A 13,974-nucleotide genomic window follows, 5' to 3' on the forward strand; every position below is an offset into this window, starting at 1 on the left:
ACCCGGGTACACCCGAGTGCCGGACCGTTTTCGCTGACAACCGCGCAGTGTGTGCGGTGTCGAATCGATCCAATCCGCTCATTCTGTGCGGCGGCGAAGGCGGAGTAAAATGAATTTATCATTCCAATTCCTTCATTTTTCTAATGAAAATCGACACGCTCGGCGTACAGGCGTTCGTTGCGATTGCGGATCGCGGCAGCTTTCAAGGCGCCGCCGATTCGCTGCACGTCACGCAAACGGCCATTACGCAACGTCTGCGTAAGCTCGAAACGTACCTTGGAGTCACGCTGATCGAGCGAACCACACGTTCCATGGCGCTGACGGAAATAGGGCGCAGTTTTCTGCCGCAGGCGCGCCGTTTGTTGGGCGAGCTTGCCGATGCGCTGGTGGAAATTCGTGAGACGGGCGTGGCGCGTCGCGGCGATGTGTCGATCGCCTGCGTGCCGACCGTAGGCGTGCAGTATCTACCGCGCATTCTGCAGGCGTATGCCGCGCGTTATCCGCATAACCGTATCAAGATTCTCGATCACGCGTCGTCCGCGGTGGAGGAGGCCGTGCTGCGCCGGGAGGTGGAGTTCGGCATCAATATCGCGGGTGAGCATCATCCGGATCTCGTCAGCGTGCCGTTGACGGAAGACCGCTACGTGCTGATTTGCCATGAAGATCATCCGCTGGCGAAACGGCGGCGCATCGCCTGGCAGCAGTTGCAATCGTATCCGCTGATTTTTGCGGGCGAGGTCAGTGGCAATCGCGCGTTGCTCGACGTCGCGCTGGAAAAGAGCGAACTGGCGCTGCGCTCGTTTTATGAAGTGCAGCGCAGTTCGACTGCTGTGGGGCTCGTCGCTCAGGGCGTGGGTGCAGCCGTCGTGCCGGCGCTCGCCATCCAGAAGGGCGCGTATCCGACGGTTCGCACGGTCGAACTCACGCACCCGGTGGTTTCGCGCACGCTCGTGCTCGTGGCGCGTAAGACCGCTCAGTTGTCGCCGGCGGCGCAGGCGCTTTACGACATGATTCTCGAGCAGGCGACGTTGAAGGCGTGAGGTTGGCGCCAGCCGCTACAAACACTGCGCGCGCAAACAACTCGCCGCATGACTCAGATCTTGCTCAATCGCGCGCCGCACGCCGGCCGCATCACGCGCCTTCGCGGCGTTCAGCAAGTCATCGTGTGCATCGTTGAGCGTAGCGGCGAACTGCGCATCGCCAAACAGCAGATTCGAAATCGGCCCAACCTGCAGCCACACCGTTTCGATCAATTCGAGCAAAAGCGGCGAGCCGGCCGCGCGGTAGAGAATCAGGTGAAACGCCTCGTTGGCATCGAGATAGCCCTTGGCATCGGCGATCCGCAAGGCCTGCACCATCTGCGCATTCAATTTTTCCAGCGTTTCCAGATCGTGTTCGCTAAGATTCGGCGCGCCCAGTTCGGCAGCCTGACCTTCGAGAATCAGGCGCACGCGCAGCACATCGTCGAATTGTTCTTTTGACAGACGCGGCACCGTGACGCCGCAATTGGGCACGTTCACCAGCGCCGATTCGGCCGCAAGGCGCTGCAAGGCGGAGCGCACCGGCATCTCGCCCACGCCGAGCTCGGCGGCGACGTGACGGATCTTGATGCGCTCGCCCGGCACGAAGCGCCCGATCGTCAGCCACTGCCGCAGCGTTTCGTAGGTCTGGTCCTGCAGCGTGTGATGGCGCGAAGTTTTCATAAAGCTCGATGCGGGGCCCGAAAAAAGACTGCAAAAAGGCCGGAAAAAAGGACTGCAAAAAGGGCCGGCAGTTTAGCGCCAGCCGCACTCGATCAACCTCGATCTGAAAACGCTCAGATCACATCAGATCAACTCGGCAAGACAGGCGTCGAACGTAGAAACCAGCCTGTCGACGTCGGCCGCCGACGTGTCGGGGCACACCAGGATCATGTTGTGAAACGGCGTGATCAGCACGCCGCGATTGAGCAGGTACAGGTGCACGATATGTTCCAGTTCCGGGTCGAGCTGGCGGCCGGCTTCGTCACCGTTGCGCGGCGGCGTCGGCGTGAACTGGAATTCGGTGCGGGCGCCCACCCGCGTCACGCACCACGAGAGACCATGGCGCGCGATCGCATCCTTCAGGCCGGCTTCGATCCGCTCGGCGAGCGCGAACATGTGATCGTAGGCGGCGTCGGTCATGACCTCGGCGAGCGTCGCGCGGATCGCGCTCATTGCCAGCATGTTCGCCGTGAGAGTCGTGCCGATGCCGGAGTGGCCGGGCGGCGCGCTGCGCTTGGCGTGCTGCGCTCGGGCGGCCAGTTCGGCGCTGAATCCGTACACCGCGCACGGAAAGCCGCCGCCCACCGGTTTGCCGAGGATAAACAGATCGGGTTCGAGGCGATTCGCTCTCGTGTAACCGCCCGGCCCGCAGCTGATAGTGTGAGTTTCGTCGATCGCGAGCAGCGTGCCGTAGCGGCGCATGAGCGCTTGCGCTTGCCGCCAGTAGTCGGGCTCGGGCAGGACCATGCCGATGTTGGTCATCGCGGGTTCGGCCAGCACGCAGGCCACGTCGCCGTCTTTCAGCGCGTTTTCCAGCGCGGCCAGGTCGTTGAATTCGATCACGCGCGTGGTGCCGAGCAGGTCGTGCACCTGGCCGATCAGGCTGTCGCGCTGTTGCGGCCGGCCGTCGACGAGATCGACGAACACGTCGTCCACGGTGCCGTGATAGCAGCCGTTGAAGATCACGATCTGTTTGCGTCCGGTCGCCGCGCGCGCCCAGCGCAACGCAAAGCGGTTGGCGTCGCTCGCCGTCATCGCGAACTGCCAGTAGGGCAACCCGAAACGGCGTGCGAGTTCTTCGCCGACCCACGCGGCGTCTTCGCCAGGCAGCATGGTCGTCAGGCCGCGCTCGGCCTGGGCCGCCAGCGCGCGGGCCACGGGCGCCGGCGAGTGGCCGAACATTGCGCCCGTGTCGCCGAGGCAGAAATCGGCGTAGCGATGACCGTCCACGTCGGTAAACGCGGCGCCGCGTGCTTCTTCGACATAGAGCGAGAAGGGCGTCGACCAGTCGTTCATCCAGTGCAACGGCACGCCGAACAACAGGTGGCGCGCGGCGCGTTCGGACAGCGCGCGCGATGTCGGCATGGCTTCGGCAAACGTGTGGCGTTCGCGTTCGACGAGCGCCTGCGCGCGCTCCCAGTTGATGCCTTGGCGAGTATTCAAATCCAGCTTCTCCGATGACGTTTCCAGAATGTTTCCAGCGTCCGCCCGCGCTCAGACGAGCAGTTGCAGATGCTCGCGTTCCCACGCGGTAATGCCCTGCGAGAAGGTCTCGAACTCCTTTTCCTTCACCGCGCAATAGGCCTGCACGAATTTGTCGCCGAGCACGTCCGCGAGTTCGGTGCACTTCAGGAGCGCCTTGAGCGCATCTTCGAGACCGCGCGGCAATTCGTATTCGAGGTCGTAGGCGCTTTCGATCATCGGCGCCGACGCTTCCTGCTGCTCCACCATGCCGAGATAGCCGCAGGCGAGGGTGGCCGCCATCGCCAGATACGGATTGACGTCGACGCCCGGCACGCGGTTTTCGAGCCGCCGGCCGTCCGGTCCGGAATTCGGCACGCGGATGCCACAGGTGCGGTTGTCGTAGCCCCAGCGCACGTTGATCGGCGCGGCGGTGAAGCGCGACAGGCGCCGGTAGGAGTTCACGTAGGGCGCGAACATCGGCATGGCTTGCGGCATGTACTTCTGCAAGCCGCCTATATAGTTGAAAAACAGCGGGCTCGCCGTTCCATCTGGCAGAGAAAAGATGTTCTCGCCGGTTTTGCTATCGACGATGCTCTGATGAATATGCATCGCGCTGCCGGGCTCATGCTCCATCGGCTTGGCCATAAACGTCGCGAAAATGCCATGACGGAAGGCGGTTTCGCGCACCGCGCGCTTGAACAGGAACACGCGGTCGGCGAGATCGAGCGCATCGCCATGCGAAAAGTTGATCTCCATTTGCCCCGCGCCCACTTCGTGCACGAGCGTTTCGACACCGAGATGCGTGGTCTCGCAGAAACGCGAGAGGTCCTGGAAGAACGGATCGAATTCGTTGACGGCGTCGATCGAGAACGACTGGCGGCCGGCTTCGCTGCGCCCCGCGCGGCCTTGCGGCGGGCGCAGCGGTTCATGCGGATTCTGGTTCTGCGCGATCAGGTAGAACTCCATCTCCGGCGCAACCACAGGGCGCCAGCCTTTGTCCTCATAGAGCTTCAGCACGCGCCGCAACACCGCGCGCGGAGAAATGCCGATCGGCTTGCCGTCGAGTCCGACACAATCGTGGATCACGACCGCGACCTGTTCGATCGCCCACGGTACGAGCCGTACCGTGTTCGGATCGGGAATGCAGACCATGTCGGGATCGCTCGGCCCGACAAAGCGCTCGAAATCCGCGAACTCGCCGTTGACGGTGATCATCAACAGCGCGTTCGACATGTGCATCTTGCCTTCCGAGAGAAACAGGTTCTTCGGCACGATCTTGCCGCGCGCCACGCCCGTCATGTCCGGTATCACGCATTCCACTTCATGGATGCGGTGATGTTCCAGGAATTCACGCAGGTCGTCGCGTAGGTCGCTTTGCAAGGTTGACTCCAGTCGGTTGATGAAGGCGGCGCGCAGCGCGGCTGCAAACCTTGCGCAACGTACCGCCTGTTCGGAAAAGCTGGGCGTTTTGCATCATGGGATTTGATCAAATCATCGCATGGATTTTCCCTTTTGGGAAATTTGATCAAATATCATCGGGTGATCGAGGGAAGCTGAGAATCACCCATGAACGATGCAGCATGTTCGCCACGCCCGTCGCCGGCCCAATGCGTTGCGACCTTGCATACGATTGCCGCCGCCGTTTCTTTGCTGGAGCGGCAGGGGACTGGCGCGGACGTGTTGCTGGCGGGAAGCGGCGTCAGCGAGGGCGATTTGCGTCAGCCGTCCGGGCTTGTCACGCACGCGCAGGAACTGGTCGTGTTCGCCAACGCGTTGCAGGCTTGCGGTGATACGCGCATCGGCCTCGACATCGGCCGCGCGATGCATATCTCGAGCTACGGCATCCTCGGCTACGCGATGCTGGTGAGCCCGACGCTTGGCGACGCGCTGCAATGCGCCCAGGACTTTCCCTTGCTGCTCGGAAGCTACTTCAAGATTTCGCTGCGCCGCAACGCAGACACAGCGGCGATCGTCGCGACCGATTACCGCTACCGGCCGGATCTCACCGTGATCAATACGGACATGTGTCTGGCGTCGATGTGGGCAGTGGTCTGCGACGTGCTGTCAGCGCGGCGCGCGCCATCCGCGCTTGAGGTGACGTTCGGCGCACCCGCTCATGCGGACGCCTACGAAGAGCGCATAGGCCGCCACGCCACCTTCGACGCTGCCGAAAACGCGCTGATTTTTCCGGCCAGCTGGCTCGACGAACCGTTGCCCCTCGCCGAGCCGGTGAGCTATCTGATGTCGCGTCAACAATGCGCGCAGCTCGAGCGCGAATGGGCCACCGCGGCGGGCAACGACGTCACCGCGCGCAGCCTGCGCCTGCTGTATTCCGATCCACGCCGCTATGGTTCGCTGCGCTCGCTCGCCGATGCGCTGTGCGTGTCGGAGCGCACGCTCAGAAGGCGCCTCGCAGGCAGCGGCTCGGCCTTCCAGGCGCTGCTCGACCGTGTGCGTCACGATCTTGCGCTCGACTACCTGGTGCGCACGCGCCTGTCGATGTCGGATATTGCTGAGCGGCTCGGCTATAGCGAAACGGCCGGCTTCCGCCATGCGTTTCGCCGCTGGACCGGCCGTTGTCCGAGCGACTACCGCTGCGCGTAGCCTACGGTTTTGTCCTGAGTCCTTTTGAGCGTACGGCGTCAGCGGCGCAATTACGTGCTGTCGTCGAGTCACGCTCCGATGTCATGCTGCCGCGACGAGATTGGCCACATTTATCCCCTCGATGACCGTTTCCCCGTTATCGCACAGCCGCGTTCCTCGGGCAGAATTTTCCCAGACGAACACAGAGGAGACACGAGATGCGAGCAGTCAGCGTGGCGGCAATCCAGTTGGCCGTAGCGGGGTGGGATCGCGAGGCGAATCTCGCACAAGCCGAGCGCCTCGTGCGCGAAGCGGCGGCGCAGGGCGCGCAGGTGATCCTGCTACCCGAGCTTTTCGAACTGCCGTACTTCTGCACCGAACAGGATTCAAAGCACTTCCGTCATGCGCTGCCGTTCGAGGGCCATCCCGCCATCACGCGCTTTAGCCGCGTCGCTGCGGAGTTGAACGTGGTGCTGCCGATCAGCTTCTTCGAGCGGGCCGGCAACGTCTTCTACAACACGGTGGCGATGATCGACGCCGATGGCAGCGTGCTCGGCCGCTACCGCAAAACTCATATCCCCGACGGCCCCGGCTACAGCGAGAAGTACTACTTCACGCCCGGCGACACGGGTTTTCGCGTCTGGGCGACGCGTTACGGCACGCTCGGCGTCGGCATCTGCTGGGACCAGTGGTTTCCGGAAACGGCTCGCGCGATGGCGCTTCTCGGCGCCGAACTGCTGTTCTATCCGACCGCGATCGGCAGCGAACCGCAGGACGCTTCGCTCGACAGCAGCGCGCACTGGCAACGCGTGATGCAAGGCCACGCAGGCGCGAATCTCGTGCCGCTGATCGCCGCGAACCGCACCGGCCGCGAGCAGGGCCGCGATTTTCCGCAGCGTTATTACGGATCGTCGTTCATCGCCGATCAGTACGGCGAGCAGGTGCAGAAAGCCGGGCGCGACGAGCCCGCGATCCTGCTGCACCGTTTCGATCTGGATGTGGTCGCCGCGACTCGTCACGCATGGGGCGTGTTTCGCGACCGGCGTCCGGCCTGCTACGGCATCCTCGCGACGAGCGACGGCGAGCACCGTACCCACGAGCAGGTATCTTGAGTGTCGTATTCACGAGCGTGACCAACCTCGACGCGTTCAGCGGCGTATTGAGCGACGGATTCGAGCAGCAAGTATCCCGAGGAGACATTGCATGTTGACTGTGTATAGCGATCGGCACCGGCTGCACCATGGCCACGCCGAATTGATCGACGGCGAAATGAAGCCTTGCTTCGAGATGCCGAGCCGTGCGGATTTCATCCTGGAGCGGGTACGCGAAACGAAGCTCGGCGACGTGATTGCGCCCGCATCGTTCGGGCTCGATCCCGTGCACCGTATTCATGACAAGGGCTTCATTGCGTTTCTTGCCAGCGCATGGGACGAATGGAGCGCGCTCGGCCGCAAGCATGACGCGCTGCCGCTTATCTGGCCGGTGCGCGGCATGCGCCAGGATCGCGTGCCGGAAGATATCGACGGTAAGCTCGGCTACTACTCGATGGATGCGGGTGTGCCGCTCACCGCGGGCACGTGGGCTGCCGTGAGCGATGCCGTGGATGTCGCGCTGACCGGCGCGCGCCACGTGAGGGAGGGCGCACGCGGCGCGTTCTCGTTGTGCCGGCCACCTGGGCATCACGCAGCGGCGGACTATATGGGCGGCTACTGCTACATCAACAACGCGGCAGTAGCGGCGCAGTCATTCCTCGACGCGGGCGCGAAACGCGTGGCGGTTCTCGATGTCGACTATCACCACGGCAACGGCACACAGAGCATTTTCTATCACCGTTCGGACGTCCTGTTCGCGTCGCTGCATGGCGATCCGCGCACCGAGTATCCGTTCTTTCTCGGGCACGCCGACGAAACCGGCGCGGGTGCGGGCGTCGGCTATAACGCGAACTTCCCGTTGCAACCGGGTACGGCGTGGACGGACTATGCCGTGGCGCTCGACGCGGCTTGTGCGCGTGTCGCTGATTACGCGCCGGATGCGCTGGTGGTGTCGCTTGGCGTCGATACTTTCGAAGAAGACCCGATTTCGCAGTTCAAGCTGCGCAGCGCGGATTATCTGCGCATCGGCGAGGCGATCGGACGATTGGGGAAACCGACTTTGTTCGTGATGGAAGGTGGTTACGCGGTTGCGGCGATCGGGGTCAACGCGGTGAATGTGTTGACGGGTTTTGAGTCGATTTGAACGGCTCTCTGCCGTGACGCAAGCTGGCCCAGCGCGCAACGTGCAAAGTGTCTATGTCCGCTTTATCGCGCTATCGATAGGCTACGATTCGAGCCGGATTTCCGGTGAATTTATCCATAGCGACTGAACGGGCGGGCACGATTCCATGCTGCAGATACTGGGCAAAGCTTCATCCATCAACGTGCGCAAAGTACTGTGGGCGTGCGCCGAACTCGGTCTGCCGTTCGAACGGGAAGACTGGGGTTCCGGATTCAAGGCGACCGACGTACCCGAATTCGTCGCGTTGAATCCCAACGCCATGGTCCCCGTCATCCGGGACGGCGAGTTCGTGCTGTGGGAATCCAACTCGATCATCCGTTACCTGGCCGGCCGCTATGCCGGCGAATTTCTCTACCCGGGCGATCCTTGCGAACGCGCCAGGTGCGATCAATGGATCGACTGGCAGGCGAGCGAGCTGAACCGGGCGTGGAGCTACGCGTTTCTTGCGCTGGTCCGGCGCTCGCCGGCGCATCAGGATCGTCAGCAGATCGAGCTGTCGTGCGCGAACTGGGAGAGGCATATTGCAATCCTCGACAGGCAACTGGAGACAACCGGCGCCTTCATCGCCGGAGCGTCGTTCTCGCTTGCGGACATTCCGATTGCGCTCTCGATCAACCGCTGGCTTGAGACGCCATTGCAGCATGCCGCTTTTCCCGCGCTGACAGCGTACATGGAGCGGCTTGCCACGCGCCCGGGCTACGTTGCTTACTGCCGCAACGGCACGCCGTAAGCCGGCGCATAGGGGCGACACGCTGCACACGCCCAGGGCGGGGAGCATGTGCGGAAGGCAGCTTCGCCGCTCAAAGGTGGCAACTGCGGCCTGAAGCGGCGCCGCGTCGTCAATGTGCTTTACACCCGTGCGTCAGCGTGGCGCAACCTGAACAGGCCCACAACGCGCGACAGGCCGTGCGCCTGCTCATTCAGCGTCGCGGAAGCGGCGGTCGATTGCTCCACGAGGGCGGCGTTCTGCTGTGTTGCCTGGTCCATCTCGGCAACGCTGCGGTCGATCTGACTGATGCCGGCGCTCTGTTCGTTCATCGCACCGTCGATTTCGGCAATGACGCGATTCACACGATCGATCCCCGCAACGATTTCCTGCATTGCTGCGCCAGCGGCCTGAACACGCTGCGCTCCCGTACCGACGCTGGCCTCGGATGCCTGAATCAGGTCCTTGATCTCGCGTGCGGCGGTCGCGCTGCGCTGCGCCAGCGTGCGCACTTCGCCCGCGACCACGGCAAATCCGCGGCCGTTCTCGCCGGCCCGCGCCGCTTCGACGGCCGCGTTCAGCGCAAGGATGTTGGTCTGAAACGCGATGCTGTCGATCACGCCGATGATTTCGGTAATGCGCGCAGAGGACCTGGCGATGTCGTCCATCGTGCTGACTGCGCTCGTCACGACCTCACCGCCACGCGCCGCCGCCTGGCTCGCCGAGGTAGCCAGCCGCGTGGCCTCCACGGCGGATTCGGCCGACTGCTTGACACTGGCGGTCAACTGCGTGAGGGCCGCCGAGGTGTTCTGCAGATTGCAGGCCGACGTTTCCGTGCGCTGCGACAGATCGCGGTTGCCCATTTCGATTTCGCTGGTCGCGGTCTTCATGTTCTCCACGCCGGCTCGCACTTCCAGCAGCACTGTGCCGATCTTGTCGACAAACGCGTTGAACGAGGCGGAAATCTGCGCCACTTCGTCGCTGCCGACCACCGGCAGACGATGCGTGAGATCGCCGCTGCCCGAGCCGATGGTATCCATGGCATCGCGCACCTGCGAGAGGCTGCGGAACGACTGCGAGGTGAAGAATGCGGCGATGCCCACCGCCGCCAGCGTCAGCAGCACCATCGCCACACCGAGCGCTTGCAGAACGTTGGCCAGACCTGCTGTGGCTTCTGCCTTGTCGAGTGCGATCACCAGATACCAGTCGGTGCCGTGCACCGGCTGCGCCTTGAGCAGCTTCGCAACGCCGCCCAGGTCAACTTGCATCGGCGCACCGGCTTGTGCGAGCGATGCCAGCGCGTCCGGCGTGAGCGCGGCGGAGATGTCGGTTGCCGGCTTGAGAATCAACTTGGCATCCGGATGCGCGATAACCTGGCCGTCGCGCGCAACGACGAAAGCGAGGCTCGCGGGCGTTGGGTGTACCGCGGCGACCACTTCGCGCACGCCGTCGAGCGGTACGGCGCCGCTCAGCGCGCCAGTCGCTTCACCGTTACGGATCATCGGCGCGGAAAACGAGACGTAGGGGACACCCGTCGACACGTCGCCGTACGGTTTCGTGACGATCAGCGTGCCGGCCGCGACAGCCGCCTTGTACCAGGGGCGCGCGGTCGGGTCGTAGTCTTTGGGCGTGGTGCTGCTGGTCGAGAAATAGGTTTTGTCGGTCCAACCGACTGTGGTGATCGGAAAACCGTCCGCAGCACTCATATGCTTGACCAGACCTTGCGGATCGCCGTGCTCGACCTCGTCGGCGGTGACCTTCACGGCCAGCGCTTTGGCCGCCACCCACTTGTCGATGGCCAGCGCATTGGCGCCGGCGATGGCGCTCAGGTTCTCCGCGATGGTCGCCATCGTGTTGGCGCGCACCGTGGTGTAGGCGGTGGCGCCCGAGAGCGCGAGTGCGCCGATGACGGTAGCGGACGAAATGATCAGAATGCGGGTTCGGAGTGACGAAATCATGGTTTCCGTGAAGGATGGAAGGGTGTTGCACGATTCGGAACGCCTGCTGCGACATCTCGGCACGACCTGAGCCGAACCACGGTTTTAGGTCTACCTTCACGATCTACGGCGGAAAAAAGGAGAACTTGAGGGGGCAGGCGGCGTGGATCGCGCTTTCCCGTCAAGGCGGACAGGCGAGCACTGCCGAGCCGCGGCGACGTTGATGTCGCGGGGCCTAATCACGGTTGATTGCTTACAAGAACATCGACGGAATACTTACGAAATCCTAAACGTCGGACGCTTCTGCGTACCACGGTCGGACTCGCCTACAATGGCCGTTTTTGCGACACAGATTGAAGGTTTAAAGATGCGGGTATCGAAATTTGCACTGGCTTTGCTGACGGCCTGTTTTACTCTCAACGCAAGCGCCGAGATGACGGCCGCGCAATACAAGCTCTGGGCTCATACGGACAACAACTCGGTCTACGCGGCGTATATCACCGGCACGATCAATGCGCTGGGATGGGCGAACGGCGATCTGGTGTCGAAGAAGCGTCCGCCGCTGTTCTGCCCGCCGCAAAACCTCGCTATTGGCAATCAGAACGTCTATCCGCTGCTCGATCAGTTTTTCACCAACCATCCGAGCATCTCGGACGATTTTCCGATCGGGCTGGCCATTCTGCGCACGCTTCAGGCGGCGTTTCCCTGCTGATACGGAAGCATAAGAGCTACGCCTGACCGACGCTGTCTCGCGAGTAGCGTCGGCAGCGCGGCAGCTCACTACGGCTCAGTGCTGCTCGACAAACTCGACCACCTCGCCGTTGTCGCGCTTCAGGAAGATCGCGTCGCCCTTGGTGCGAATTTCGTTGCAGGAACTGCCGATCTTGCGGCCTTTGGCGCACACCTTGCCGTCTTCCGCCTTCCATTCGCCCTTGTCCGTGAAGCCCTTGTTGGTGCTGAAGTCGTATGCGCCATCTGTGCTGTATTGGACGTGCCAGAGGCTCCCATCGGCCAGTTTGATGTTGAAGGTCTTACCGGCTAGCCGCTGCTGAATGTCGGAGGCCGATGCCGCTGTGGCATCGTCGGGAAATGCCGTCGAACTGGCGGTCTGCGCCATCGCGGCGAGAGCGGGCAGCATCGTGACCGCAAGAATGAGCAGGGATTTCATCGAGTGTCTCCGGCGTTGTTGGCGACAACTGGTTTGCGCACGATCTGGCAAGCGTCCGTCGGCCGACGCTACACCGGTTGGATGGATCGGTGCGTGGTGTAGCGCACAGACCAACACCGTTTCGGCACGCACGTGTGGCCTGTTTTACGCTCGATGAGCCCGGCTAAGACGCCATCTTGAACGCGTCCACTGCCCAAACTTCGTTCGCCAGAATATGCGGCTGCGAGCGGGCAAGCCACTCCGCCAGCGGCGTAAGACTGATTCCCGGCGCGACCGAACCGCCGAACGCTTCGGAAACGAACGGCGCATCATCCTCCGGGCAGCGGACGATCTGAACGATATGGGTGATGCCGCGTGGCCGGGGATGGTTGATCGCCCAAGAGGGATCGCCCATTTTTAAGCCAATAGTTGCGCAGCGAGGAAGGGTGTGGGCCGTGACCTCGGCCCCCTTGAGAATGAATCCTGTGCGGTACTCGATCTCGTGAACGATCCGGTCGGACCATACGCGCAACGCGTCCATGTCGTGCGCGGCAAACACCATGCGGGAGGCCGCCTCGTTTTCCGCATGCAGTGCCTGCGTGAGAAGCAGGGCGGTCCATCCCGAGCAATCGATGACCGGCGGGTTCGCTGAGAGTCCCTCGGATTTGACGCCGCGCTGGTATCCCACGCGACCCGTGTAGCGCTCTACCAGCCGCCACATTGCCGCTTCGCCCGCTTCGAACGTCATCGCGTGGAAGCCCTCGTGTTGCCAGTTCAGAACGAGCTAGCCAATCACACTGAAAACACCGCGGCTTGCGGGGTCGTCAAGACCCCGCAAGCGAACATCACATCTGCACGAGCCCGGGAATCTGCACGTCCGGATTGACATCGGCTTCATAGTCCACGCCGGCGATCTCGAACCCGAAGAGGCGCAGGAAGTCGGTCTTGTAGCCGCTGAAATCGGTGAGTTCGTAAATATTGTCGTTGGTCACCTGAGTCCAGAGTTCCTGAACACGCGCTTGCACTTCGGGATCGAGTTCCTTGTAGTCCGCGCGCAGACGGCCCTCTTCATCGATGTGCGGCGTCGAGCCGTACATGCTGTCTTTATAGAGCCCGTAGACCTGTTCGATACAGCCTTCGTGCGTGCCTTTCGCCTTCATCACCTTGAAGAGCAGCGACAGGTACAGCGGCATCATCGGAATCGCGGAGCTCGCCTGCGTCACGACCGCCTTGAGCACCGAAACGCGTGCATCGCCGCCCTTGGCTGCGAGTTTCTCGCGGATGCCGAGCACCTTCTCGTCGAGATCTTTCTTGGCTGCGCCGATCGAGCCGTTCCAGTAGATGTCGTGCGTGATCTTTTCGCCGAGATAGGTGAACGCGGTCGTCTTCGCGCCATCCGCGAGCACGTTGGCTTCGAGGAGGGCGTCGATCCACATCTGCCAGTCTTCGCCGCCCATCACCGCGACGGTGTTGTCGATTTCGGCTTGCGTGGCGGGTTCGAGGACGGTTTCCTTGATGACTTCCTTGTCGGTGTCGATGCCGCGCAGGTTGACGGCCTTGCCGACCGGTTTCAGGGTCGAGGTGAACACTTCACCGGTTTTCGGATGCGTGCGCTTGGGCGCGGCGAGGCTGTAGACGACCAGGTCGACCTGACCGAGATCGCGCTTGATGACTTCGATAGTGCGTTGCTTGACTTCGTCGGAGAAGGCGTCGCCGTTGATGCTGGTCGCGTACAGGCCTTTTTCCGTGGCGAATTTCTCGAAGGCGGCGGTGTTGTACCAGCCCGCGGTGCCGGCCTTGGTTTCGCTGCCGGCGCGCTCGAAGAATACGCCGAGCGTTGCCGCGTCCGAGCCGAAGGCGGCGCTGATGCGGGCGGCGAGGCCGTAGCCCGTGGAGGCGCCGATCACGAGCACTTTTTTCGGGCCATTGGCGATGGGGCCGCGTGCCTTGACGTATTCGATCTGCTCTTTGACGTTGGCTTCGCAGCCAACCGGATGGGTCGATACACAGATGAAGCCACGCACGCGCGGTTTGATGATCATGAAGCACCTCTTGTCAGAATTGCCGACATTATAGTGGGCTTGGGTTTCTGCCTGTGCGCGGCGCCTGGGTTTGTCCAAT

Annotated in this window: 13 protein-coding genes; 6 read left to right on the plus strand and 7 right to left on the minus strand. The window is 62.6% G+C overall.

Annotation, left to right across the window (positions count from 1 at the left end):
• Positions 1-143 precede the first annotated feature (143 nt).
• Entirely contained in the window at positions 144-1,040 is an 897-nt protein-coding gene (locus R8871_RS22125; RefSeq protein WP_175052367.1) for a LysR family transcriptional regulator, read from the plus strand.
• Between the two features lie 15 nt (positions 1,041-1,055).
• Here R8871_RS22125 and R8871_RS22130 read toward each other — a convergent pair whose 3' ends face one another.
• The 3 genes from R8871_RS22130 to R8871_RS22140 form a co-directional block, all read right to left on the minus strand.
• Positions 1,056-1,703: a GntR family transcriptional regulator gene (locus R8871_RS22130; RefSeq protein ID WP_175052368.1), complete on the minus strand. Its 648-nt coding sequence runs from the start codon at positions 1,701-1,703 to the stop codon at positions 1,056-1,058.
• A 123-nt stretch (positions 1,704-1,826) separates the two neighbouring features.
• Entirely contained in the window at positions 1,827-3,185 is a 1,359-nt protein-coding gene (locus tag R8871_RS22135) for an aspartate aminotransferase family protein (protein WP_175052369.1), read from the minus strand.
• Between the two features lie 51 nt (positions 3,186-3,236).
• The gene (locus R8871_RS22140; RefSeq protein ID WP_175052370.1) at positions 3,237-4,586 is read right to left on the minus strand and encodes a glutamine synthetase family protein; all 1,350 of its coding nucleotides are present in this window, start codon (positions 4,584-4,586) and stop codon (positions 3,237-3,239) included.
• 186 nt (positions 4,587-4,772) lie between these two features.
• Here R8871_RS22140 and R8871_RS22145 point away from each other — a divergent pair, with 186 nt between their 5' ends.
• From R8871_RS22145 to R8871_RS22160, 4 genes are all read left to right on the plus strand, one after another.
• Positions 4,773-5,810: an AraC family transcriptional regulator gene (locus R8871_RS22145; protein ID WP_175052371.1), complete on the plus strand. Its 1,038-nt coding sequence runs from the start codon at positions 4,773-4,775 to the stop codon at positions 5,808-5,810.
• Between the two features lie 197 nt (positions 5,811-6,007).
• A complete protein-coding gene (aguB, locus tag R8871_RS22150) occupies positions 6,008-6,901 on the plus strand; it encodes an N-carbamoylputrescine amidase (RefSeq protein WP_175052372.1) in 894 nt (297 codons plus the stop codon).
• Positions 6,902-6,992: 91 nt separating this feature from the next.
• On the plus strand, positions 6,993-8,024 hold the full coding sequence (locus tag R8871_RS22155) for a histone deacetylase family protein (RefSeq protein WP_175052373.1): 1,032 nt from the start codon (positions 6,993-6,995) through the stop codon (positions 8,022-8,024).
• A 145-nt stretch (positions 8,025-8,169) separates the two neighbouring features.
• Positions 8,170-8,793 carry a glutathione S-transferase family protein gene (locus R8871_RS22160; protein ID WP_175052374.1) on the plus strand — a complete coding sequence of 208 codons (624 nt, stop codon included), beginning with the start codon at positions 8,170-8,172 and terminating at the stop codon, positions 8,791-8,793.
• Positions 8,794-8,912: 119 nt separating this feature from the next.
• Here the strand turns inward: R8871_RS22160 and R8871_RS22165 are convergent, their stop codons facing one another.
• A complete protein-coding gene (locus R8871_RS22165) occupies positions 8,913-10,727 on the minus strand; it encodes a methyl-accepting chemotaxis protein (RefSeq protein WP_407673183.1) in 1,815 nt (604 codons plus the stop codon).
• Between the two features lie 346 nt (positions 10,728-11,073).
• Between R8871_RS22165 and R8871_RS22170 the strand changes: the two genes are divergently transcribed.
• Positions 11,074-11,418, plus strand: a complete 345-nt coding sequence (locus R8871_RS22170) for a hypothetical protein (RefSeq protein WP_154559318.1) — start codon at positions 11,074-11,076, stop codon at positions 11,416-11,418.
• A gap of 75 nt (positions 11,419-11,493) precedes the next feature.
• Here the strand turns inward: R8871_RS22170 and R8871_RS22175 are convergent, their stop codons facing one another.
• The 3 genes from R8871_RS22175 to fabV form a co-directional block, all read right to left on the minus strand.
• Complete coding sequence (locus R8871_RS22175) at positions 11,494-11,874, minus strand: hypothetical protein (RefSeq protein ID WP_175052375.1); 381 nt, start codon at positions 11,872-11,874, stop codon at positions 11,494-11,496.
• A gap of 163 nt (positions 11,875-12,037) precedes the next feature.
• On the minus strand, positions 12,038-12,601 hold the full coding sequence (locus R8871_RS22180) for a hypothetical protein (RefSeq protein WP_175052376.1): 564 nt from the start codon (positions 12,599-12,601) through the stop codon (positions 12,038-12,040).
• 97 nt (positions 12,602-12,698) lie between these two features.
• Positions 12,699-13,895, minus strand: coding sequence for an enoyl-ACP reductase FabV (gene fabV / locus R8871_RS22185; RefSeq protein ID WP_175052377.1), 1,197 nt, complete (start codon positions 13,893-13,895; stop codon positions 12,699-12,701).
• Positions 13,896-13,974: the final 79 nt, after the last annotated feature.

Origin of the sequence: Paraburkholderia sediminicola, assembly GCF_902859805.1 — a bacterium.
Classification (GTDB): domain Bacteria; phylum Pseudomonadota; class Gammaproteobacteria; order Burkholderiales; family Burkholderiaceae; genus Paraburkholderia; species Paraburkholderia sediminicola.